This window comes from Candidatus Parcubacteria bacterium (assembly GCA_021414235.1).
Taxonomy (GTDB): domain Bacteria; phylum Patescibacteriota; class Minisyncoccia; order Phycocordibacterales; family JAKFXT01; genus JAIOOV01.
In genome coordinates this window covers 183,053-203,586 of sequence record JAIOOV010000004.1, presented here as the reverse complement: position 1 = coordinate 203,586, position 20,534 = coordinate 183,053, and the positions used below count along the sequence as shown (strand labels likewise).

At 51.8% G+C, this 20,534-nt stretch carries 28 protein-coding genes and 1 tRNA gene; 3 read left to right on the top strand and 26 right to left on the bottom strand.

Annotated features, from left to right (window positions below):
- Nucleotides 1–56: 56 nt before the first annotated feature.
- Both K8Q93_01990 and K8Q93_01985 read right to left on the bottom strand, forming a co-directional pair.
- Entirely contained in the window at nt 57–689 is a 633-nt protein-coding gene (locus K8Q93_01990) for a hypothetical protein (GenBank protein ID MCE9643994.1), read from the bottom strand.
- Nucleotides 680–1,096 carry a DUF1761 domain-containing protein gene (locus K8Q93_01985; GenBank protein ID MCE9643993.1) on the bottom strand — a complete coding sequence of 139 codons (417 nt, stop codon included), beginning with the start codon at nt 1,094–1,096 and terminating at the stop codon, nt 680–682. The genes K8Q93_01990 and K8Q93_01985 overlap by 10 nt, the downstream gene beginning before the upstream one ends.
- A 135-nt stretch (nt 1,097–1,231) precedes the next feature.
- Between K8Q93_01985 and K8Q93_01980 the strand changes: the two genes are divergently transcribed.
- Complete coding sequence (locus K8Q93_01980; GenBank protein MCE9643992.1) at nt 1,232–1,723, top strand: hypothetical protein; 492 nt, start codon at nt 1,232–1,234, stop codon at nt 1,721–1,723.
- A 195-nt stretch (nt 1,724–1,918) separates the two neighbouring features.
- On the opposite strand, the gene K8Q93_01975 is transcribed toward K8Q93_01980, so the two are convergent.
- The 6 genes from K8Q93_01975 to K8Q93_01950 form a co-directional block, all read right to left on the bottom strand.
- Nucleotides 1,919–2,116: a cold shock domain-containing protein gene (locus K8Q93_01975; GenBank protein MCE9643991.1), complete on the bottom strand. Its 198-nt coding sequence runs from the start codon at nt 2,114–2,116 to the stop codon at nt 1,919–1,921.
- 99 nt (nt 2,117–2,215) lie between these two features.
- Nucleotides 2,216–2,752, bottom strand: a complete 537-nt coding sequence (locus K8Q93_01970; GenBank protein MCE9643990.1) for a M48 family metallopeptidase — start codon at nt 2,750–2,752, stop codon at nt 2,216–2,218.
- A 14-nt stretch (nt 2,753–2,766) separates the two neighbouring features.
- Nucleotides 2,767–4,242 carry an ATP-binding cassette domain-containing protein gene (locus K8Q93_01965; GenBank protein MCE9643989.1) on the bottom strand — a complete coding sequence of 492 codons (1,476 nt, stop codon included), beginning with the start codon at nt 4,240–4,242 and terminating at the stop codon, nt 2,767–2,769.
- A gap of 28 nt (nt 4,243–4,270) precedes the next feature.
- Nucleotides 4,271–4,519, bottom strand: a complete 249-nt coding sequence (locus tag K8Q93_01960; protein ID MCE9643988.1) for a GIY-YIG nuclease family protein — start codon at nt 4,517–4,519, stop codon at nt 4,271–4,273.
- A 3-nt stretch (nt 4,520–4,522) separates the two neighbouring features.
- Nucleotides 4,523–4,897 carry a nuclear transport factor 2 family protein gene (locus K8Q93_01955; GenBank protein MCE9643987.1) on the bottom strand — a complete coding sequence of 125 codons (375 nt, stop codon included), beginning with the start codon at nt 4,895–4,897 and terminating at the stop codon, nt 4,523–4,525.
- 56 nt (nt 4,898–4,953) lie between these two features.
- Entirely contained in the window at nt 4,954–5,430 is a 477-nt protein-coding gene (locus K8Q93_01950) for a hypothetical protein (GenBank protein MCE9643986.1), read from the bottom strand.
- Between the two features lie 74 nt (nt 5,431–5,504).
- On the opposite strand from K8Q93_01950, the gene K8Q93_01945 reads away from it, so the two are divergent.
- The gene (locus K8Q93_01945; protein MCE9643985.1) at nt 5,505–6,668 is read left to right on the top strand and encodes a hypothetical protein; all 1,164 of its coding nucleotides are present in this window, start codon (nt 5,505–5,507) and stop codon (nt 6,666–6,668) included.
- A gap of 39 nt (nt 6,669–6,707) precedes the next feature.
- Here the strand turns inward: K8Q93_01945 and K8Q93_01940 are convergent, their stop codons facing one another.
- The 14 genes from K8Q93_01940 to K8Q93_01875 form a co-directional block, all read right to left on the bottom strand.
- On the bottom strand, nt 6,708–7,139 hold the full coding sequence (locus K8Q93_01940; protein ID MCE9643984.1) for a hypothetical protein: 432 nt from the start codon (nt 7,137–7,139) through the stop codon (nt 6,708–6,710).
- A 27-nt stretch (nt 7,140–7,166) separates the two neighbouring features.
- Nucleotides 7,167–7,472 carry a hypothetical protein gene (locus K8Q93_01935; GenBank protein ID MCE9643983.1) on the bottom strand — a complete coding sequence of 102 codons (306 nt, stop codon included), beginning with the start codon at nt 7,470–7,472 and terminating at the stop codon, nt 7,167–7,169.
- 220 nt (nt 7,473–7,692) lie between these two features.
- Nucleotides 7,693–8,007: a YbjQ family protein gene (locus K8Q93_01930; protein MCE9643982.1), complete on the bottom strand. Its 315-nt coding sequence runs from the start codon at nt 8,005–8,007 to the stop codon at nt 7,693–7,695.
- A gap of 17 nt (nt 8,008–8,024) precedes the next feature.
- Nucleotides 8,025–8,192 (bottom strand): hypothetical protein, encoded by a 168-nt coding sequence (locus K8Q93_01925; protein ID MCE9643981.1) that lies wholly within the window; start codon nt 8,190–8,192, stop codon nt 8,025–8,027.
- Nucleotides 8,193–8,270: 78 nt separating this feature from the next.
- Nucleotides 8,271–8,663 carry an MliC family protein gene (locus tag K8Q93_01920; GenBank protein MCE9643980.1) on the bottom strand — a complete coding sequence of 131 codons (393 nt, stop codon included), beginning with the start codon at nt 8,661–8,663 and terminating at the stop codon, nt 8,271–8,273.
- A 46-nt stretch (nt 8,664–8,709) separates the two neighbouring features.
- Nucleotides 8,710–9,633, bottom strand: a complete 924-nt coding sequence (locus K8Q93_01915) for a CapA family protein (GenBank protein MCE9643979.1) — start codon at nt 9,631–9,633, stop codon at nt 8,710–8,712.
- A gap of 5 nt (nt 9,634–9,638) precedes the next feature.
- Nucleotides 9,639–10,382: an SIMPL domain-containing protein gene (locus K8Q93_01910; GenBank protein MCE9643978.1), complete on the bottom strand. Its 744-nt coding sequence runs from the start codon at nt 10,380–10,382 to the stop codon at nt 9,639–9,641.
- A 39-nt stretch (nt 10,383–10,421) separates the two neighbouring features.
- Nucleotides 10,422–10,817 (bottom strand): hypothetical protein, encoded by a 396-nt coding sequence (locus tag K8Q93_01905; protein MCE9643977.1) that lies wholly within the window; start codon nt 10,815–10,817, stop codon nt 10,422–10,424.
- 80 nt (nt 10,818–10,897) lie between these two features.
- Nucleotides 10,898–13,054 (bottom strand): peptidoglycan-binding protein, encoded by a 2,157-nt coding sequence (locus K8Q93_01900; GenBank protein MCE9643976.1) that lies wholly within the window; start codon nt 13,052–13,054, stop codon nt 10,898–10,900.
- An 86-nt stretch (nt 13,055–13,140) separates the two neighbouring features.
- A complete protein-coding gene (locus K8Q93_01895) occupies nt 13,141–14,226 on the bottom strand; it encodes a hypothetical protein (protein ID MCE9643975.1) in 1,086 nt (361 codons plus the stop codon).
- 107 nt (nt 14,227–14,333) lie between these two features.
- A complete protein-coding gene (locus K8Q93_01890) occupies nt 14,334–16,130 on the bottom strand; it encodes a hypothetical protein (GenBank protein ID MCE9643974.1) in 1,797 nt (598 codons plus the stop codon).
- Nucleotides 16,131–16,251: 121 nt separating this feature from the next.
- A complete protein-coding gene (locus tag K8Q93_01885) occupies nt 16,252–16,725 on the bottom strand; it encodes a DUF305 domain-containing protein (GenBank protein MCE9643973.1) in 474 nt (157 codons plus the stop codon).
- Nucleotides 16,726–16,896: 171 nt separating this feature from the next.
- Entirely contained in the window at nt 16,897–17,100 is a 204-nt protein-coding gene (locus K8Q93_01880) for a helix-turn-helix transcriptional regulator (protein ID MCE9643972.1), read from the bottom strand.
- A 1-nt stretch (nt 17,101) separates the two neighbouring features.
- The gene (locus K8Q93_01875) at nt 17,102–17,587 is read right to left on the bottom strand and encodes a DUF2975 domain-containing protein (GenBank protein ID MCE9643971.1); all 486 of its coding nucleotides are present in this window, start codon (nt 17,585–17,587) and stop codon (nt 17,102–17,104) included.
- Between the two features lie 130 nt (nt 17,588–17,717).
- Between K8Q93_01875 and K8Q93_01870 the strand changes: the two genes are divergently transcribed.
- Nucleotides 17,718–18,257, top strand: a complete 540-nt coding sequence (locus K8Q93_01870) for an ATP-binding protein (GenBank protein ID MCE9643970.1) — start codon at nt 17,718–17,720, stop codon at nt 18,255–18,257.
- Here K8Q93_01870 and K8Q93_01865 read toward each other — a convergent pair.
- From K8Q93_01865 to K8Q93_01850, 4 genes are all read right to left on the bottom strand, one after another.
- Entirely contained in the window at nt 18,254–19,009 is a 756-nt protein-coding gene (locus K8Q93_01865; protein ID MCE9643969.1) for a hypothetical protein, read from the bottom strand. The genes K8Q93_01870 and K8Q93_01865 overlap by 4 nt on opposite strands.
- A 64-nt stretch (nt 19,010–19,073) precedes the next feature.
- The gene (locus tag K8Q93_01860) at nt 19,074–19,679 is read right to left on the bottom strand and encodes an ATP-binding protein (protein MCE9643968.1); all 606 of its coding nucleotides are present in this window, start codon (nt 19,677–19,679) and stop codon (nt 19,074–19,076) included.
- 26 nt (nt 19,680–19,705) lie between these two features.
- The gene (locus K8Q93_01855) at nt 19,706–20,440 is read right to left on the bottom strand and encodes an endonuclease/exonuclease/phosphatase family protein (protein ID MCE9643967.1); all 735 of its coding nucleotides are present in this window, start codon (nt 20,438–20,440) and stop codon (nt 19,706–19,708) included.
- Nucleotides 20,441–20,457: 17 nt separating this feature from the next.
- Nucleotides 20,458–20,531 (bottom strand) — tRNA-Gln (locus K8Q93_01850).
- Between the last annotated feature and the right edge of the window lie 3 nt (nt 20,532–20,534).

The following is a 20,534-nucleotide window of genomic DNA, read 5'->3' as shown; positions in this document are numbered from 1 at the left end:
TCAAGCCCTGTCCTTAGATGCCCCTTAAGGGTACCGCTCCTATCGGTTTCTGCAAGTCACCCTCTTATCCCAGACTTCTCGGGAAAATAACGGCGCGACCAGACGACTAAGAAGCTCAGAATGAGACTTGCGAGCAGAGCAGCAGAAGAAGCGAGAGTGATATTCCTGGTAAGTCCCTCTATGCGTTTCTCTGTCTCGCGCAGCGAACGGCCTGCAAGCACGAAGCCCTTCACTCCCCCTCTCTCATAACGCGCGAGCACTACCGCCTGGCGCACACCAGGCTCCGGCTGCCAGGTGAAGCGATGCTCTCCGTGCTCTCGTGCGTAATCAAAGGTTCCTGCGGGCAACCGAATGTCTTCACGATGGAGATCTCCGGTGGAAGAGAGCAATCTTCCTCGCTCATCAAACACTGCAAGAAAGGGAGCAAGCGAGAGTGAGATATCAATCGGCTCCTCAGGAGAAGCTACCATGGCGGGTGTACGGCCAGCCTCGAGTGCACGCACGGCGTCAATCGTCATCTGTATCTGCGGGTCATCCGCCGCATCCCGGTACGCCTGCTGCATCGTCACATACGAAAAGTAAGCTACAAAAGCTATGAGGAGAGCGAAAGGAAGCCAATGCCGAAAGACAGAGAGGAGCATGTTCTCATTGTAACCCCCTGCCGTCTCAGAGGATACGACTACTGCCAATAGCCTAGGATGAAGCCGAAGGCAACGAGACAGATGAGCTGGTAGCCAGCCTGGAGAGCGAAGCGCGTCCAGGAGATGCGCGCGGAATCATTGTTCCACATCGATCCGGCGGCAACCGTCGGCATGATGAAGCCAACCCAGATCCACAGCGCAGTCTCGACGCCAGTAGCCTCCGTCCAGCCCTTCACGAAATGTGCGAGTACGTATGCCTGGAAGAGCACCAGGAGGAATTGCACGAGGTAGAGTGGCATCGCCCTCTTCTGCATCTCTGCGCGGCGGGCGAGATCATCCGCGGAAGCGCCGATCACCCCAAGCCACACCTTCCCGAAGAGAGGACCATACCAGAGAAACCCCGCCACCATTGCGAACACTCCGCACGCGAGCACCGAGAGGTAATTGATCTCCATATATTAGAAACGAATAAGCTTATATGCCTGAGCCTTAATTGTACCGCTATCGCAAGAAAAGGAAGTAAGGAGAGCAACGCACAGTCGTCTAAACCAGTGTAGACTAACTAGAGGTAAATAATCTTCATAACGCCTATGGAACGCAAGGAAACATATATCGCAGGAGGCATCGTAGCACTTCTCCTCATCGGAGGCTTCGCCTGGTGGACGTATAGCGATGACACCGCATCTCCCGCTTCTACCGAGACCCCTACAGGAGAGAGCACGGACAACACCGACGTCAAAACGGCCGACACTCCGGCAAAGCGCGCCGCAGCCGCGTACACCGTGACCCGCGCCAAGGAAGGGACCGCCTACGTGGCGACCGTCACCCTCACCGCCACAGGCTTTAGTCCCCGCATCGTGGAGATAGAACGCGGAGACAGCGTTCGCTTCATTAACAAGAGCGGGAAGAGCATGCGCGTCACCTCCGACACCTTCGAAGGCGCACCCATCTACGCAGGCTTCAACCAAGTGAAGAGCGTGGGCATGAATGGAACCTACTCCCTCTCCTTCAGCGAAGCAGGCGTATGGGGATACCACAACCTCGGTACGGAGACCGACATAGGCATCGTCTACGTAAAGTAGGAAACTACACAACTGTTGCAGCGAAAAACGAGCGAGACCCGCTCGTTTTTCAATTCACGCTCCCCAAAGCACAGCGGGGAAACTGAGGGGCCGCGAGTCAAAAAAATATTAACAGATCATACCTAGAATAGTTCCGATAAATACGCAAAAAGCCGCTGCCTTGCGGCAGCGGCTTTTTGCCAGATCGCTCGCGTATTATGCGCGGGCTACGTTGACTGCATTGAGGCCCTTCGGTCCCTCTGCAACTTCAAAGGTGACGACGTCGCCAACCTTGAGTTCGTCAAACATGACGCCTACGAGATCCTTGGAGTGGAAGAAGAGATCCTTCGTCTCGCCTTCGCGAGAGATGAATCCGAATCCACGGTCCGTGATGGTCTTGATGGTTCCTTTCATGGTGTGTTGTTATGCTGCTCGGAAACCCGACTGCGTTCCTTAGTCTATATGACCCCGCAATAGTAGCATATGGGGTTATTTCTGTCAACAGCCTCTCTTTCAGCCTCGCCCGAAGCGGATACGCTTCAGTTCCCCTCTCCTCTTCTCATATTCCGGCATGGCTCGGGCCATAAGGGCCCAGAATCGGCGTGAATGGTTGAATTCCCCCCTATGGCAGAGTTCATGGAGAACGACATAGTCAGCGAGTTCCGTAGGCAGGAGGGCGATCTTGTAGTTGAAGCTGAGGCTTCCCCGCTTGGAGCAGCTGCCCCAACGGGTCTTCTGGTTACGGATGGAGATGGTTCCGTAGGAGAAGCCGTAGAGCGTATTGAAATGTGCGAGACGCTCTGCTGCGAGAGTGTGCGCCGTTTCTTTGTGGCGCGCATAGTCGCCTCTCTTGGTCGGGATCACGAGCCCCGCAGGAATAGATTTTAAATACTGAAGAGTACGCGCAATCCAAGCGGATTTCTCTTCCAGAAATCTCTCAATCGTTCGCAGAGCAGCAAAGGGCGGCGCAGATACTGCTACCCGTCCATCAGGATATACGGAGAGGCGGATGGCTCGCGCACGTTTGCTGCGCTTCAGCGTGTATTCCATTCCGTCAGAATAGACTACTTCTCCAAATCGAGCACTTCATCAATACGAACCTTCTCCACGAAGTCAGGCACGTGAGAGACCAGGATCATAGCGCCATCATAGCGATCGAGCGCGGCCGCAATCACTGGCAGATGACGGAAGTTGATGTGGTTGGTGGGCTCGTCGAGTATGAGGAGTCCCGGCTTCTGCAGCACCAGGCGTGCAAATGCTACCAGTCCTTTCTGTCCCTCAGAGAGGTGTCCCACTTTCACCTTCATCAATTCAGAGCTAATGAGAAAACCGGCAGCAGTGGAGCGGAGATGCTCTTCCAGCACCTTACCTCCGGCTGATTCGAGCGCCTCGAGGAGGGACTGATACACCGTGTCTTCGAAATTAAGAGTGGAGAAATCCTGGCGGTAATAGCCCACGCGTACACCAGGGGCGATCACGGACCCGGAAGCCTTGCCTGAGGCAAGCGCCTCGAGGAGCGTGGACTTGCCGATACCATTCGGACCCTTGAGCAGGAGATGGTTGTTGCGCTTCAAGTGTATGTCCGTCTTGCGTACCACTGGCTTGGTCGCTCCCTTGCCGTGCTTCATCACGGAGAAGGAAGTGAGGGAGAGGATGTCTCCGATGAGGTCCGGCTGCGAGGGAATAGTGAAGGAACGGATAGTGCGGTCCTCCTTACGCACATCCACCATCTCTTCTTCGAGCTCTTCCGCCTTCTCGCGCATGCGCTTCGCTACGAGGCGCATCTGGCCACCCTTATGCGCAAACATGTTGGACTGATCCTTCTTCTCCTGGATCTCCTTGGCGAGCTGCGCGTTCTTGCGATTCTCCTTCTCGATACGGGCGCTGATCTCCGCCACCACATCGTGATAGTTGCCGGAGTACTGCTCCATGATGTGCGTGTGCACATCGAGATAGAGGACGCCTTGGGTAAAGGCATTGAGGAACTCCGCATCATGGGAGATCACGATACAGGTCTTCTTGTAGTCGATGAGGAACTGAGTGAGGTGTTCGATACCCGCCTTATCCAGATTGTTGGTAGGCTCGTCGAGAAGCAGGAGGTCAGGATCCTGAATGAGGGCAGAAGCGAGCAAGAGACGCGCCTGCTGACCGCCGGAGAAAGAACCTACGGTGCGATCGTGAGGTGCCACCAGGTGTACTACCTCCAATATCTTGTCGATGCGAGGATCAATGTCGTAGATTTTCTTCGTAAAGCAGCGCTCGAAGAACTCACGTACGGTAAGCGAGCGCTCCGAAGGTTGTATCGCCTGCTTAGCAGTAGCGACAGTAAGTCCCTTGGGAATATTGATCTTCCCCGACTCCGGCCTGTGGGCCCCGGTGATGAGGCCAAAGAGGGTGCTCTTACCTGCCCCGTTCTGACCCATGAGGGCGATCTTGGTTCCCCGGCGCACGGAGAAAGAAGCCTCGTGCAGGATAGGCTTATTGTGTCCGAACTCGAAGGACACCTCTTCAAACCTGATGACAGCTTCTTCGCGGGACATGGAATCCGCATACTAGCACAAAATGGCCTCATTTGGCTCTTTGTTTGATGAGCAGGAGCTTCTTGGCTTTCGGCAGCCGCTTGATCTCGGCTTCGCGCTTGGAAGCAGAGCTGCGATCGGGCTGCTTCTCTGTGTAGACAATCTCAGTCACCGATCTTGAACGGGTGTAATGTCCGCCGGTTCCAGCTTTATGCTCCTCGAATCTCCGCTCCACGTCAGTGGTGATGCCCGTGTAGAGGCTGCCGTCGGCACACTCGAGGATATATACGTAATACATCTCCTAGAGCGGAGTCTTTACTGATTTGTAGTATTCGCGGAGCGAAGCAAACTTGTCATCGCGCACAGAGAAGATGGCCACCTCGTGCATCTCTATTTGCAGACTCCGAGGGACGTCCGTGAAGTTAGCTTTCCATTCGGCAAGGACAGTATCTCCATCAACCCACGTATTTAGAAGCGTAAAGTGTATATCCTTCTGCTCGCCCTGAACCTTAGTGATCCAATAGTTCCGGATTTCTTCATGTCCGAAATTCTTCGGCTCCTTAGGATCGTCGTAGGTCGCATCCTCGGTAAAGACGGTCAGGATAAGGTCATCATCCTGCTCTTCCCAAGCCTTACCGTAGGTGTTCAGCAATTCAATAGCTCTTTCCCTGGTCATATCCTAAAACCCTAGCACCTCGTTCATTAAAAGAACATGTGCCTTATGATTTTTAATTACTCGTGTCGAATCTTACCGCCGTTTATTAAGCCTATCGCCATGGAAATAGGTAGATATTCATTTTTCAAGAGACCATTCCATAATATCAACCACCGCTCTCTCGGAAGACTATGCTCGATCGCCTGCAACACAGAGGTAACCTTAACAATATCTATCATGGCAGCCACCCTTAACTTGTAGTTTTCACACTCGTCTTGAGTAAGTTCCTTCTCGGCCCTTCCCATCGCTTCCTGGGATATTCCCCCAAGTCTTATAAATGTTATTAAAGGGTAATCCGTAAAGAGAGCATACAGTTCCGGTGAAATTTCTGTGATAGAACGAAGTCTCTCCAGATCATGTAGTTTTTTGAATTCAATCGCCGCCACTCTGAACGTTTTAATATCCTCAGAGTAGATTTCCATCAAGGTACCCAATTCTTCCCCTTCTGGAGACCTGGACTTTTCCGGTCCTCCACCTCCAAATTTTTCACTCATATACCGATTATATCAACGTTTGGGTGGCAACACCTCTGTAACAAAACAACTCAAAACAGGCTACAATTAAGCCAATGAAAAAGCGGCACACTGCGGCCAGGAATGCCGCACTCCTCTCTCTCCTGCTCTTAGGGATGCTCGCGGGTATATATTTCCTGAACCCACCGGCGCACGAAGCGCTCAGCGCCCGCGCAGCAGCGGGTCCTGATCACTATCCAAGCCAATACTCCGACCGGAACATCACTGCGAACGCAGTCATCTCCGACCCGCGTTTCCGAAACAGCATCGCGCTCCCCCGGGAAAACCTCCTCACCAGCGTCCTCAGTTCATTACAGAGACAGAGATCGGAGATAGGGGCTAAGCCGGTAGAGCGCGGCACCTGGCTGTGGACTCCCCTCCTCGATATCACTCCGGAGTATCGGGAATCTATCATCAAAGGTGCAAAGGAGAACGGTATCCGCACCATCTACCTCTCCATTGATTCCTACTTGGATATCTTCGCTATGGAAGAAGGCGCTGAGAAGGAAATCAAAGAACAAGCCTACGACGATGCCTTACAGGCCTTCATCAGAGACGCACACAAGGCAGGGCTCAGCGTGGACGCCGAAGCAGGCTGGCGCAACTGGGCAGAGAGAGGACATGAGTACAAAGCCTTCGCCGTACTCCGCTATGCGATGGAATACAATCGGACCCATGAGGATAAGCTGCGTGGCTTCCAGTACGACATCGAGCCGTACATGCTCCCTTCCTACGAAGCGGACAAGAAGAGCGTCTTGCGCAACTTTGTCAGCTTGATGAACAAAGTCGTGAGAGAGATGGAGGAGAGCGATCTGGAGCTCTCCGTGGTCATCCCGGAATTTTATGACGGCGGAGGAGAGCTGACCCCGAAGTTCCTCCACGGGCTGCGCTACGGCTACACATACGACCATCTATTGAACGCTCTGGAACAGAGACCAGGGAGCACGATCATCATCATGGCGTATCGCAGAGTCGCGCTCGGCGAGAACGGTTCCGTAGATATCTCCAAGGACGAAGTGAGCGCAGCCGCCCCCTTTCAGACCAAAGTGGTCATCGCTCAGGAGACCGGAGACGACCTCGCCCCCCACGTCACCTTCCATGGCACTTCCCGTGAATACTACGACGAGCAGACAGGACTCATCGAGAAAGCCTTCGAAAAGGAGAAAAGCTACGGCGGACTCGCGACGCATTACATAAATATGTTCCTGACGTTGAAATAACCCTCTCGCTTGGCGAGAGGGTTATTTCTTCAAAGTGATTTAGGAGCGAGACTTCTTGGCGGCCTTCTTTGCTTTTTTCACTACCTTCTTCACGACTTTCTTGACCACCTTTACTACACGGCTCTTGCGCGCCTTCTGCATATGATTCCAGACCTCCTTCATCTCCCGAGTAAGCTCTTTCACTTCCGCAGCCGTAGCCCCGGACACGCTGGAGTAGCGCTTCAGTATGCCCTGCGCGATAGTGGTGTAGGTATCCTTGTCGATGTCACCAGCCTTCTTGACCGCAGCTTCGATCGCAGAGAGCGCTTCCTTGCGCGCTTTCTGCATCCAGCTCGCGGCGCTCTTGCGATGAGTGGCGGCGCCCTTCGCTCCGTAGAACCAGTATGCCGCAGCGCCCGCGACAGCAGCGGCGGCTGCCGTACCTGCACCCGCGAGAGCCCCTGCGGAGATTCCTGTTTTTGATTTTGCCATGAGATTAGGATAGTTAGCTATTTCTGCTCACTCCTCCTTAGGAGCTTTTACTTTCTTCTTGGGCTTCCCTCGAGCGAAGCGCTGCAGGATGAATCCAAGAGCTAAGTCAAAAGCGCTCTTAACCTTCCTACCCTCGCTCTTTACGCCAGCCCTCAGGTCTTGAAAATCCTCTTCCAATCCATCACTCGCCTTGCGCACCTTCTCGGCCACCTCGCGGAATTCCCGCAGAATAAGGATCACGTAGTAGAGAGCGATGGAGAGGCCGATACCGACGACGATCACCGCGATGGACGTGATCAGGAAGAAGATATTCGCGTGCAGGATTTCATTCATTGTCTCTTAGGTTAGGACGGAAAAACGGATGTTTGTTTACAAGCTTCTCTTAGCAACAAGCAGACTCCCGAACCATTCATTCCCTATTCTACCTGGAAACGCGCATCTTGAAGAGATGGGAGGAAGCAGCCACAGTCGCAATGACGCCTGAAGCATCTTTTTATGACCGGAAACAAGAAGAGCCTGGCGACAATGCCAGGCTCTTCACACACGCCTCTGCTTAGCGCAGCTTCACGGCCGTCCCATATGCCAGGATCTCAGCGCCACCAGTCATCACCTGAGAAGTGGAGTAGCGGGTGCAGATAATCGCATCCGCCCCGAGTGCGCGAGCCTCTTCCAGCATACGGGTAGTAGCCTCTTCGCGTGCGATATTCATCGCTTTCACGTAGCCTTTGATCTCGCCTCCCACGATGGACTTGAGGCCCGAGACGATATCGCTGCCGATATGGCGAGTCTGGATAGTATTCCCCTTCACCAGACCGAGGACCTGGGACACCTCTCTCCCAGCTACGGATTCAGTAGTGGTGATGAGTATGGAAGTATTCATATGGGTTAGCGCACGATGGTGCTGAAGAAGACACCGAGGTAGTAGGGCCAGAGCACCAGAGCGAGCACGCCCTGCCAGAAGAACGCCAGCTTGAGGTAGCCGATGGTGAAGAGCCAGCCGATAGCCCAGAGGCCTCCCGAGAACGCGTGATTTTCTACTTTTATCTTTTGCATATAGGAAGAGTATAACCGAAAGGTTTTTAGGTACGATATCTTTATCGCTAGCAGACGCCCCTTAAATCGCGCAAGCGATTAGTCTCCGAAATTGAACGGTGCTTCCGCCGGAACCTGCATAGGGATGCAGGTAGTGGTGAATTCACTCGAGCTCAGTTCCACTCTTTCTCCATGAGCATAAAAGACGAGACCGTCCCCCTCGTAGCGAGCGCCGGTTGCACTCGCAGCTTTTGTAAGGATGACCTTGGGGATGCGCTCCACGCTCGTTGCCGGAGTGAGGAGTATCTGCCCCATATCGGAGGCCGGCGACATAGTGAACTCCGTGCCGTCCCCGCAGCGATAGCCGTAGACGCCGAGATTGAAGAACGATTCGTCCGCCTGCTTCTCTTGGTAGATGTAGTTGTTGAGGTAATAGAAACCACCGACAAGGATAATGAGGACTGCGATGATTATTGAGATTACTTTGATCATACGGATACTGTAGCAGAGCAAGGAATGTCTCTGGTACCCCGAACCCTTACAACGGACACGTCCTACCATCAGGTTTCAAAATAACAGGCTTCTCCTCAAAGCTGATCCCATCCTCGGAGATATGCGCTAGGACGGCGAGACCCCTCCTGACCGATTCGTTCCAATACTGATCGAATATGAAATTTCCCAGAGAATAGTAGACGCGAGTGTCTCCTATCACCTCCTGTGATTGAACGATGTGAGGGTGCGAGCCGATGATGAGATCCGCTCCGCTCTCCGCGAAGAGCTTGGCGGTGTTCCGCATCCGATCCGTGGGCTCGACGTACTCTTCTCCCCAATGGGTGTAGACGATCACCACCCTCTCCTCGGCGCGCTCGCCTGAGATGAGCTTGGCTACTTTTCCCGCCGAGTCTCCCCCGAACTGATTGTAGCTTACGAAAGACAGCTGAATTCCGTTGATCGCCGTGCGATATACATGCGTATCACCAGAGCGACCACCAAAGTAAGAGACCCCGGCTTCGGTCAAATATTTTTTAGTAGAAGCTATGCCGCTCTGTCCGAAATCGCCGATATGATTGTTCCCTATATTGACCAGCCCGACGTTATGCTCCGCCAAGAGGCGGGCCGTCGAAGCAGGAAAGGTGAATCGATAGTTATCCGGAGTCCCCGCCTCAGTCCCCTCGCTTACGGACGGATGGTCCGTGATCGGACCCTCCAGGTTCCCCACGACAAGATCGGCTTCTTTCAATAGCGGATCGATACAGGAAAACAGATATTCAAAGCCGCGTACCCTAGCCACCTGCCGGATATAGCGGTCAAAGTTCATGTCGCCGACAAACAGGATGTCGGTAGCACCACCCGATGTCGAGACACCTTGAGGGAAGAGCGTCTCTCCTCCACGATTACCCCAATAGGCATAGCCGCCAAGGAGGATGCTGGCGCCGACGATCCAGAGGACGGCCTGGCGCATGCCGCTTATTCGATCAGGAAGCTCGCGCGCACCGTCACCATGACATCCTTGTTCTTGCTCTGCGTGTCATATGAGCCGTAGTCGCTGATCTCTACCCCACCCTGCGGCAGAACCTGTACCACGCCGCCAGTAGCCGAGCGCAGCGCACCCACAGACATCCCGCTCTCCTTAGCGATAGCCTCTGCGCGTGCCTTAGCATCCTTGATGGCACCTGCGAGCAATGAGACGCGCTTCTCCGGAAGTTTCTGATAGGTAAGCTCGATGCCGCCGGTAGATACGTTGTATCCGGAGCCCGAGAGGGGCGTGATGTTTCCTGCGAGCGCCGCGATCTTATCTATCTCCGCGCTACGCACCATGATCTGGCGCGAGACGACATGTCCAGTGAGCACTGGCGGAGAGTTCTGCTGATAGTAGTAGTCGGGAGAGGCGTTCGGCGCAGGCGTCTCCACCTCGGTGAAGCCCTGCTCTTTGAGGTACGCCAGGATAGTGGCGGTCGCTCTCTCCAAGCGGTCGAAGCCTGCCTGCTGATCGTTTATAGCTGTCTTGGTATCCAGGTTTATATTCCAGCGTCCGAAATCAGCCACCACTGATTCGCGTGCAGAGCCAGTGACCTCAATGGTATTCCCTGCCACTTTTATCTTATACGCCGTATATGCACCGAAGCCCGCCGAGATCATGAGCGCGAGAGCAAAGAGGGTCGCTGCGGCGACGATGGGCTGCGCGTAATCGATGAGGCCTTTGAAATTCATGAAAAGAGGATTAGCGAACGATGGTGCTGGTAAGGCGGCTTAATACCAATCGTATGAAGAATCGTACCAGTCATATGAATCCGAGTAGGAGTCAGAATACCAGCTATCGGCGTAAGGATTACTGAAATCAGAATCCAGATAATAATTGTTGTAATTATAGCCAGTGTAATAATCGGAATCCCAGGTATAGCTCGGTGTATACCAGTAGGAATCGTAGCTCGTATCGTAATAGCTATCGTTGTACAAATCGTCCCCCTCCGTCCAGCTATAGTTGTCATACTTCAAGCCATTCGGCTCGCTTCGGTAATAGCCGCTGACATACGTTCCATTGCTCTTGTAGTAGCCATCCACCCACACGGCGGCCTCGGCCGACACGGGGATATTCAAAAACAAAAGACCTATTACTAGGACACCGGAGACAAGGAGTTTTTTCATACCTGAATGGTACTACCTACTATTATTAGTCACAAGCAACCAGGCTATTGATACTAAAGCGTGGGATTGAGGGGCAAAGCTCATCGCATCGAACCAGCCACAATACCGCGAGTTACTGGGCCGAAGTAGCCAGAGGACGGTTTGATCTTACTCTTCTTCTGGAAAGCCGCGAGGGCTTTTGCCGTAGCGGATCCAAAATACGCAGTCTCCTTCCCCCTACTTCCAGGGCCGCTCTTCGATACGACATGCCCCCTCGCGTTGAGCCACTGCTGCAAGCGTTTTACGTCTTCTCCTGACATCCCCCTCCGCAGGTCGCGCGTGAATGCTGGCGGAAGAGGAGCAGCCGTGGAAACAGCCGCCGCCTGGCGCGCGTACTGGCAAAGCGCGGTATTCACTCCGAAAGCGTAAGGGGAAAAATTGAGAGCTGCACGATCCGTACAGCCGATAACAACACCAGTATGCGTGGTGGAGCTACTACTCGAAGAGGATTGTGATGTTCCGAATATGGCGAAGATGGAAAAGTGCGGCGCGGTACAGGTGATGGTGTTCGTGCCGGTATTTACGGAGCAGGAATCAAGCTCCGACCACGTGCTGTTCTTGTAGTGGTACATCTTGAGCGTGCTCTCATCGAGACTGCTCACGTCACCGTCGGTGTACGTATAGGAGACAGTCACTGCCGTATCAAAGGAGTCCAATTCCGTGGTGTTGTTGATGAGGGCGGTCACATTGAACACCAGGCTCGCCGCGCTGCTTAGGCTGGAAGAAGGCTTGCCGGTGGTATCGAGTACCGCGCTTGAAGAGAGACCCTTTATCTGTATCACCACGGAAGAAGAGGTGGAGGTAAAGTTGGCGGGTGTCGAGACGGTGATGGTACGTCCGGTATCCGTGACCGTGGAGGTGGCCGCCGAACTTACCGTAACCACCGTCGAAGTGGAGGAAGAGGGCGCGCTGCCGCCCGTACAGCCTGTCGTAGTAAAGGTGCCCGCGGTGGAGGTGGCATAATTTCCCGCCGTATCAGCAGAGATGACTTTGTAGTTGTAGAGGGTACAGGAGAGCAGACTACTTATCGCCTTGCTATGGCTCGTCACCCGCGTACTGGTATCCGTCTCCGTCGTGGAGGAGGCGTAGAGCGAGTCGGCGGAATAGACCGCTTTTGTGGAAGCCGCCTCACTGGTGGTCCAGGTCAGCGTGCCTCCCGAGCTGGTAATGCTGGAACTTGCCACCGCGGAAATGGTGGGACCCGTATTATCCACGGTCACCGTCACTGCGGTGGAGGTGGCGCGATTTCCAGCCGCGTCCCGCGCCACGGCGATGAGAGTATGCGAGCCGTCAGAGAGAGCAGTGGTATTGAACGTAGAATTATAGATATTCACCGAGGTGGTGGCAGTGATCTCGCTCCCTATCTGATTCGTGCTGTCATAGTAGAACTTCACGCCAGATACCAGGACATTGTCCGAGGAGCTAGCAGTGAGAGTCACCGCGCTCCCCCCGATGGTGGCCGCGCTCGCGGGCACGGTTATCTCCACACTGGGGCTCGTGGCATCCGGAGCGGCATCGGGGTTGCTCGAGCCGGAGGAGAGGTTGCCGACCTGCGTAGAATTCAGCGCGTAATCGTAGACGCGCACATCATCTATATATCCATTGATACCCTCATCAAGCTGCTGCACGCGGTTGCCGATACGCAGTGTGCCGCTGAGGTCACGGCCCGCGAGAGAGTGCTCATCCTGCAACTCATTCCCGATATAGAACTTCGCAGTGGTGCCATCGTAGGTGAAGGTAACGTGATACCAAGTACCAAGGCTGAGCGTGATATCGGTGGCGTGCCAGTTACCATCGAAATAAGTGATCTTGTGGGTGGTGGGTCCCGCCTCCGTACCGGCGATCTCCAGCTTATCGCTGCTCCAGCTGATGATGCGTGAATAAGACCCTTCGCCATTAGCTGTCGGCTTGTACCAAAAAGAGAAGCTTCTCGGATCTGTCGCCGCGAAGTTCCGTCCCACGGGCCAGGACACGTTCACGGCATCGCCCGAGCCCGTAAAAGAGAGCGCGTAAGGATTGTCAAAAGACACGCTGGGCACGTTGTTCGTCCAAGTAGGCTCGGTCGCCGTAAAAGAGCCGTCGATATTGTTAGCTCCGCTATCCTGAGGCGTAGTACCGGATCCATCATCGAACTTGAGCCACATGATGGGATCTGCCGCCGCAATCGCGCGTCCCGGACCCACGGAGATTGCCAACAAAAAGGCGCAAAGTAATACCCTTACGAAAAAGCGCGCACGCATTAAAAAATTATACTACAGGCCCGGCCTCCTCCCCGCAGTGGAAACTACTGATACTGAATGAAAACTGGCTTGGGGTTGAGATCGAGAATCTCCTTAGGAGTAAGGAGGCGCGGGCTAGGAGCCTTCAGGTCATTGATATAGAAGAGCTTGAAGCCGGTGAACTGCACGGGTTCAGGGAAGATAATCTGCTGATATGTTCCCTTCTTTTTGGCGGGCGAGCCCCAGCCGTCCATGTCCATGACAATCTGCACTTCTGGAAGAAGCACTATCTGCTTGTAGCCGGTAATCATCCCTTTAGTGAAGCGATGTAGTACCAGCACCTTGGGAGGCAGATCGTTATCCTTCACCAGCTTGGCCAGGTAATTAGAGGTGTAGTTGATATCTGCCGCAGTAAATCTTCCAATGACCGTGCCCGGCCTCTCCTTATTCTTCATGGAGAACTCCGGGTCGATGCCGAGATGCACCTCCGGCATCTTGAGATATTTCTCAAGAAGCGGCAGCTCTATCTGCAAAGTGCTCAGTCCCACCTGCACATCGAGGATGACGATGCCGTTCACCCTCTTAGCGAGTGCCACCGCGTGATCAATCTGCGCGTGAGGCATGCGCAGGCGGTACTTGCCGTCTTTGCCTGCAGACTCCTGCGCGGTGATGGCTATGTAGTTGATGGCGGGTATGGCGGGCGTCGTAGGGTCGGCCGCCGTCCATTTTGCCACCTCCGCGTTGAGCCGCGTGATCATCTCTTCCGTAGGATATTTGCCGAGCGCTCCCATCTGCTTGGAATAGAAATTGCCGTAATAGGCCACGATACGCCGGAACGGCAGTATGGCTCCCGCCTTGGGATATGGCCCCTTCACCGGCCAGATGCGCACAGTGGTCGAAGGGGTGGTGGAAGGATAGTTGGCAAGCCCAGCGTAGAGCTTGTCGTAGAGGACGGTATCGAGCGTCGGCACGGGTACAGGCGTCTCCCCTTTCACCTCAGTGGAGGAGGCCACAGCACCAGCCGGGTTGTACTCAATAGCAACGAAATTGGCGTAGACGAAAGAGAATAGCGCAAAAAAGAGGGCGCAAAGGCTAGCAATGCCTCCAATATAGACCAATCGAAGCTTCTTTTTGGTAATCCTAATGTGCATTAAAGCCTTACTAGAGGCTTTAAGTGTAGCATGGCAACATTTGTAACCTTAACAATCATTAGACTCCCGCCCAAAGATGAAATAGCAACTTACTAATCCAAATCTTTTTACAAAAGTGATGTAGTCTCTAAGTTTACGCCCTCTAAAGCTGACACTGATCCAGAAGGTGGCTCCTGTATTTCGACAGTTGGACCTCTACCAAAACCCATGGTGTAGATAAATTTACCATCTTTGTATTTCATCCCATCAGGCAACAAAACATCTTCCATCTTTTTATCATTAACCATCTTTTCCCCACGATCAAATAGAGGTTTAAGATCAACATAGAGCAGCGCCCTAATTCGCTCAGTTTGTTCCCCAATCCATCCCCCTCTTTCGCCTACCGCTTTTGAAGCAACACTAAATCCAATGGACGTAAGGTACGTTCTGAGCGCGGCCGGATAGTGTCTATTTATGACATTGTTTCCAATTTGCTCCCACATTCTTTTCTCAAAAGGAACGCAATACCCCTCTTTATACTGTCGCTCATATGTCAGCCCATAGAGCAGCTGATGAACAAGGTGATAAATATCGTTACTATCTTTTATATAAGTCAGGTGCTCGAAGGATTTATATAGTATTGCAGCAACACCTTCGTTTATTGTTGAATTCGAGTAAAAACTCGCTTCTGTCGCGGTTTTCTCTCGATCAACCACATCTTGATTTAAATCATCTTGATACGCCAAAAAAACATATTCGTGTCCGATAAATCGCGCAATCATGTGTAGTGACCACCACTCATCTTTGAGAGCATAATTTGTATCGACCCCTCTCTCTTCCTCGGTATTAATCTTGAAACATATATCTTGAAAGATCTCACTCAAATGAGAGAGGCCATCATTAATGTAACGCGGAGGCACTGCGTCTGTTTTTAAATACGTTTCTATGGACTTTGATAGAGACTTAATGAATACAGAGAGCTGAAGACTATTCAGATTTTTCTGCATTTTGTAATCCAGAGTCGGCCATCCAAATAAATTAAAGTTAGCAAGTATTACAGGAGATCCAAATAACAATTCGTACAAATTAGAGGAGAGAGCCAAGCCACTCATTTCAAGGTGCTTGTAAAGAAACGAGTTTTGATCAATAAAGAGATTCTTTATAATTCTAGAAACCCCTTCTGCTTTCCTATGATTTAGAGCATATTTTTCCACCATCACCAGAAGATAGTGTAGGGCGTCAAATCTTTTAGTAGTTATCACATCCACCAAAGAGCTTTCGCCAAGCACAACATCGAGTATCGCGACGGCTGATTGAGACAACTCGCTCTTGGTGTTCTGGGAGGCTGCCTTGCAGATAGCATCCAAGTTATCCAAGAGAGCATTTAATATAATTTCCAAGCGTTCAGGGCTTGGCCTGGATAATTCCCAAGTCATTACTTCATAGAACTTTCTTGCACTTCTCTCGTTAAAGAGCCTCTTGTTAGACGCCTTTAACAGAAGGAGTGCGACAGAGGTCGCGATAAAAACACTCGCAACAACTTGCCAAAAAATTGACAGCTGGAGCATATTTGTAGGATTTTGAACCAAAACAAAAGAAGAAGCAGTGGTCAAAATCACACCAAGCAAAACAGTCGAGAAGACAGTCGGTACAATATAACTCCTCACCCTTAACGCTATCGACCATTTCTCTTTTCTAAATTGATACACCGCAAGCAAAATTGCGATAGAGGCAAGGGCTTCACCAATCGAAAAAAATACTGGTGGATTTTGATATGGATAATCTCTCAAATCGGGCGTCAGATAATGTAAAAGGGTGTTGCCTACAAAAATCAAATCTGCCCAGAATCCAAAACCAAAAAGCAGAATTAATTCACATAGAACAATTCCGTAAAAATAATTTAATGTTGGTTTACTATCATTCATAAAAGTCCCCCCTGCAACAACCTAATCTGATCCTCTGCCCAAGCCCAAGTTTGGCCCATAGTATGGCAAAAGCCTGGCGGAAAGCCAGGCTTTTCATGTAGACCCCACCCCAAGGCCAGTTTTACCAAACCTTGGCCCAGCTCCTCATCATTTCTATCTCCCTGGTCTGGGAAGTGATGATGTTATCCGCCAGCTGCTTCATTTCAGCCCGCTCGGTCGAAGCCTGGAGCATCTGTGCCATCATCACCGCCATCTCGTGGTGCGGGATCATTTGCCGAATGAACTCTTTGTCAAAATCCGTCCCCGATAGTGCTTTGAGCTTGTCCAAGTCCCCCGTCATACCATCCATATGCATTCCTCCCATCCCGCCATCTGAGGGCGCCGAGCCAAACCACGCCTGGTGCCAGGTGCTCATATCCACGATTTCTTTCTCTTGGGCTTCGATAATGCCTTTGGCTAGCGAGAGCATTTCAGGACGCTTGGAGCGCTCGAGTGCTACCTTGGCCATCTCTATCGCTCCCTCATGATGCGGAATCATCTGCGTGATGAAATGCTGATCGATATTCTGACTCATCATCTCCCCTGACGGCATCATGTGGCTACCTCTAGATGAGGAGTCGTATCCCCAGAGCATGTACCCTAGGCCAAGACCCACGACGAGAAGCGCTACTCCGACTATAGAGGTATTTCTTTGCATACTGTCAGTATAGCGCTGTCCCTAGGTGACCGCACGCCGCAGGAGCGCGGCTCTTCTCCCCCGACCGTACTACTTCCTATACTCCAAAATATCTCCCGGCTGGCATTGGAGCGCTTTGCAGATGGCCTCCAGGGTCTCAAACCGCACAGCCCTTGCCCTGCCATTCTTCAGCACGGAGATGTTGGCCAGGGTGATGCCCACTTTCTCAGCAAGCTCGGTGACGCTCATCTTGCGCTTAGCCAGCATCACGTCGATGTTGATAATGATTGCCATTTTAGACAGTTAAATCGTTCTCAGATTTGATATCCACGGCATTCTGAAGTATCCGCTCAAACACTCCTGCAGTAGCAGCAATGATGATAGAGAGAAAGGTGATGATGAGACCGAGCATGACGGCGCCTGCGGCATCCTCGCCGTTGGTACGGGCAGCTATCATGAGGAAAGCATCCGCCGCCACAATGGCGCCAGCAAAGAGGAGCGCGCAGTACTTTATCTTCCGTAGTGCATTCACCGCATCCTGCGAGATCACCTTATTATCCCCGGCATATCCCAATATCTTGATCCCCTGGTAGAGCCCCACGAAGAAGAGAACCGAGACTGCGTAGATATAGGCTAGAAAGGGATCTTTGAAATAAATCTCGAAGAACGTGGAGTTCACGTTTCTGCCTTCAATCTGAGGGAACCACAGTAGCCACACGAGGATACCTACCCCGATAAGCACCAGCACAAACTGCAGAAACAAAGTTGAGCCTTTTTTCATGTTTCCAGCTTAATTTAGCGCTTATCGTTTGTCAATATGTATTTATCGTTAGCCTGGGTAGTTAGATTAGGACCCATGAGTGCGCCCTCATGACCAGACGAGCAAGACCTTCTGCTATACTCCTCACATCGTGACCACCTCCTTCCTCGTGCTTGTCGACGGACCCATGGGGTCTGGGAAAACAACAGTAACTAAGCTGTTAAATCAGAAGTTTCCTGATGCTGCACGAGTCGCGTTGCCGGATATAAAGCGCCTTGTTCCGAACTTCAGGGAAAATAAGGAAACTCTCTCAGTGATCAAGGAGGTAATGAGGGCGATGGTAGATAAATACCTTGAGCACGGAGTAAGCGTTATTGTCGAACAGATAACCAAGGCTGAGGGTATCGAAGCTCTGAGAGGCATTGCCGAGAAGCATGGTGCGAGGTTTTACGCGTACAGATTAGGCGCGCCCAAGGACACTCGTTTAAAGCGGATTCACGAGAGAACCAAAGAAATGATGGGAGTTACGGAATTACCCCAATCAAAGATCGAGGAGCTGGCAGGCTATTTCGAACCCAACGATCAATTCTATTTGGACAATCCCGTAGATACAGCCGAGTCCATCGATACACAGGAATTAACCGCGGAACAGGTTACAGAAACTATTATCAGTAAGCTCCGCGCCGACTAGAAACTAGGCACACACTTCACACCCACAGAATAGTCCTTTGCCAGGGTCGCCGTACACACCAGAGATTGCCGTCTATCTTCCAAGGCTTTGATACGCGCACGGATACCAGGAATCCTATTCTTGATATCTCCTATCTTGGTGCTCATAGAGGCTTCTACCTTCCCCTCTTTAACTAGCCGGTCGGTGGTCGAAGCGAGAGAGGTTACGATCATCACGAAGTCAGACGTCGTCGCGAGACTAAGCATCGCCTTATCCGCGCTTTTGTACGTACTCGCGTAGGCCCGGTAGTGATACAGGCTTTCGAGATCCAGTCGGTTGAGGGAGATTATCGCCTTCTCTTTCTCTTGCTCCGTCGAGCGGTACCCAACCCCTTTTATCTCGGCCATAAGAAATGCGTTCCGCTCGGTGATGTTCGGCACGAGCGCCCGATACCGGCGATTCGACTCCGAGAGGGCTTCCAGGGATTTGTAGAGCTTGGGACGATAGTTATTGACGGACTTGAGGCATTTAGGATCGCACACTCCTTTCAGCTGATCCGCATAGATGATGACCTCGTTCACGAAAGGGGCCAGTATCTTGAACTCACGCTCACGGATTTCAATCTGCGCGTTGAGTCTGGCAAAGCTCTCTACCGCAGTAAGGAGCTTGTCGTATTTCCTAGGAGTCTTCTCTGTAGCCTGAGCGCCTACGACACCCGGAATGATGGAAAAGATGATCGCACAGCAGAGTACTGCAGCAATATGCTTGTTCATAGCTTTGCCCTAATTATATCGGAGAGTTGCCCGTAGCAAACGCTCAGATGAGGACAACCCCGCATCAGATGGCCGGAGACTTGAGAGCCGTATTGATAACTTCGATGCCAGCATCAAGCTGACCAGATAGATCTTTTGAAGTATCAAAGGTATAGACGAAAGGAAGATCCGGAAGGACGAAATTCTTCTTATTGGTGAGAAAAGCCTCGACTGCATGATCCCCGTCTCTAAAAAGCCACGTGTGGTTATAGTTCTTAAGCTTTTTAACCACAAACTCATCAGGAGGATTGATATGAATGAATAGCTGCCGCACCTGCGGAAACGCTTCCAGGGTCTTCTTGTTGTATTCGAGTCCGTTGGTACTTCCTGTATTGCCATCGATAGCAACGCTATACCCCAGGCTCAGGTACTTCTTAGTGATCCTGTGTGCGATATCCCGAGCTCCTTCGTAGCTATAGCCATGGGCCTTAAGTCTTTCGCGTATATCGTCCGTCGATACCCGCACCAACCCCATACGCTCCGCGATAGGCTTCACCACCGTCGTCTTCCCGACCCCTATCACTCCGACCGGCATAAGCATCCACTGAGGAGACGGCTTAGCAGCAGGAATCACTAGAGTCTCCTCATATTCCCTTTCTACCTCTTCCAGTATCTCTTGAGGCGCATTCATAAAAATCTAATCTTTTTCTTTCTTAACTATCCTTCTATCTCTAGATATAGCGCCGCATGATCCGAGACTTCTTCTGGGAGCACCCTAAAATCAGTGACCTTAATATTGGGAGACACTAAGGCGTAGTCTGCGAATTTTCCTTCCTTCTTGTAGAAACTCGTGCGAGTAGAGCTGATACCATACTCCTTAACAAGGTTTCGCATACCTTCTTCTGCAATGGCCAGACTCTGAGTATCGGGATTTAGATTAAAGTCGCCCACAACGATAACCTGGTCCGAACAACGACCGATAAAATCACGTATACGCCTACCCTGTTCTAACCGATCTTCGGTATCAGACTTGCCCATACCATTCCAAAGACCGTGTAAATTTGCAACAACGACAGGTACGTCATCCCGCACGATACGTATGTATTGCAGATTCCTGCTATGCCCACCACGTTTCTCTGGGTCCTTATTTTCATAAATGAATATATCGCCCTCTTCCTCAACCAGAAGATTTTTCCTTATGAAAATAGCCTGACCATAGTAATCCCTGTGCGCAGGGCGAAAATAGCCGAAATGGGTGTCCCTCAAGAGTTCCTCAATACGCTCGAATAAATCCAACTTCATGTCGAGCTCTGGATGAGGCTCAGCTTTGCCTTCTGCCTTGCTATATATTTCCTGTAAACAGAAGATATCTATCTCTCTGTATTTCTGAAAGAAATCCAAGAGAGGATCGATTACCACTCCTGCCCATGTATTTAGAGAAACTATCTTCATGTTCCCTTCTTCTGCCTTGGCTGGGAGACTTGGACTCGAACCAAGATTAACGGATTCAGAGTCCGTTGTCCTACCATTAGACGATCTCCCAATA

Coding starts and splice junctions, on each gene's coding strand:
- K8Q93_01935 (MCE9643983.1), bottom strand. CDS start 7,472: ATGAATGAAATCCTGCACGCGAATATCTTCTTCCTGATCACGTCCATC.
- K8Q93_01955 (MCE9643987.1), bottom strand. CDS start 4,897: ATGACCAGGGAAAGAGCTATTGAATTGCTGAACACCTACGGTAAGGCT.
- K8Q93_01875 (MCE9643971.1), bottom strand. CDS start 17,587: ATGAAAAAAGGCTCAACTTTGTTTCTGCAGTTTGTGCTGGTGCTTATC.
- K8Q93_01905 (MCE9643977.1), bottom strand. CDS start 10,817: ATGAAAAAACTCCTTGTCTCCGGTGTCCTAGTAATAGGTCTTTTGTTT.
- K8Q93_01980 (MCE9643992.1), top strand. CDS start 1,232: ATGGAACGCAAGGAAACATATATCGCAGGAGGCATCGTAGCACTTCTC.
- K8Q93_01960 (MCE9643988.1), bottom strand. CDS start 4,519: ATGTATTACGTATATATCCTCGAGTGTGCCGACGGCAGCCTCTACACG.
- K8Q93_01885 (MCE9643973.1), bottom strand. CDS start 16,725: ATGATGCCGTCAGGGGAGATGATGAGTCAGAATATCGATCAGCATTTC.
- K8Q93_01920 (MCE9643980.1), bottom strand. CDS start 8,663: ATGATCAAAGTAATCTCAATAATCATCGCAGTCCTCATTATCCTTGTC.
- K8Q93_01940 (MCE9643984.1), bottom strand. CDS start 7,139: ATGGCAAAATCAAAAACAGGAATCTCCGCAGGGGCTCTCGCGGGTGCA.
- K8Q93_01910 (MCE9643978.1), bottom strand. CDS start 10,382: ATGAATTTCAAAGGCCTCATCGATTACGCGCAGCCCATCGTCGCCGCA.
- K8Q93_01915 (MCE9643979.1), bottom strand. CDS start 9,633: ATGCGCCAGGCCGTCCTCTGGATCGTCGGCGCCAGCATCCTCCTTGGC.
- K8Q93_01970 (MCE9643990.1), bottom strand. CDS start 2,752: ATGGAATACACGCTGAAGCGCAGCAAACGTGCGCGAGCCATCCGCCTC.
- K8Q93_01860 (MCE9643968.1), bottom strand. CDS start 19,679: ATGAATGCGCCTCAAGAGATACTGGAAGAGGTAGAAAGGGAATATGAG.
- K8Q93_01945 (MCE9643985.1), top strand. CDS start 5,505: ATGAAAAAGCGGCACACTGCGGCCAGGAATGCCGCACTCCTCTCTCTC.
- K8Q93_01880 (MCE9643972.1), bottom strand. CDS start 17,100: ATGGCAATCATTATCAACATCGACGTGATGCTGGCTAAGCGCAAGATG.
- K8Q93_01965 (MCE9643989.1), bottom strand. CDS start 4,242: ATGTCCCGCGAAGAAGCTGTCATCAGGTTTGAAGAGGTGTCCTTCGAG.
- K8Q93_01865 (MCE9643969.1), bottom strand. CDS start 19,009: ATGAACAAGCATATTGCTGCAGTACTCTGCTGTGCGATCATCTTTTCC.
- K8Q93_01925 (MCE9643981.1), bottom strand. CDS start 8,192: ATGCAAAAGATAAAAGTAGAAAATCACGCGTTCTCGGGAGGCCTCTGG.
- K8Q93_01975 (MCE9643991.1), bottom strand. CDS start 2,116: ATGAAAGGAACCATCAAGACCATCACGGACCGTGGATTCGGATTCATC.
- K8Q93_01890 (MCE9643974.1), bottom strand. CDS start 16,130: ATGAATGATAGTAAACCAACATTAAATTATTTTTACGGAATTGTTCTA.
- K8Q93_01895 (MCE9643975.1), bottom strand. CDS start 14,226: ATGCACATTAGGATTACCAAAAAGAAGCTTCGATTGGTCTATATTGGA.
- K8Q93_01950 (MCE9643986.1), bottom strand. CDS start 5,430: ATGAGTGAAAAATTTGGAGGTGGAGGACCGGAAAAGTCCAGGTCTCCA.
- K8Q93_01855 (MCE9643967.1), bottom strand. CDS start 20,440: ATGAAGATAGTTTCTCTAAATACATGGGCAGGAGTGGTAATCGATCCT.
- K8Q93_01985 (MCE9643993.1), bottom strand. CDS start 1,096: ATGGAGATCAATTACCTCTCGGTGCTCGCGTGCGGAGTGTTCGCAATG.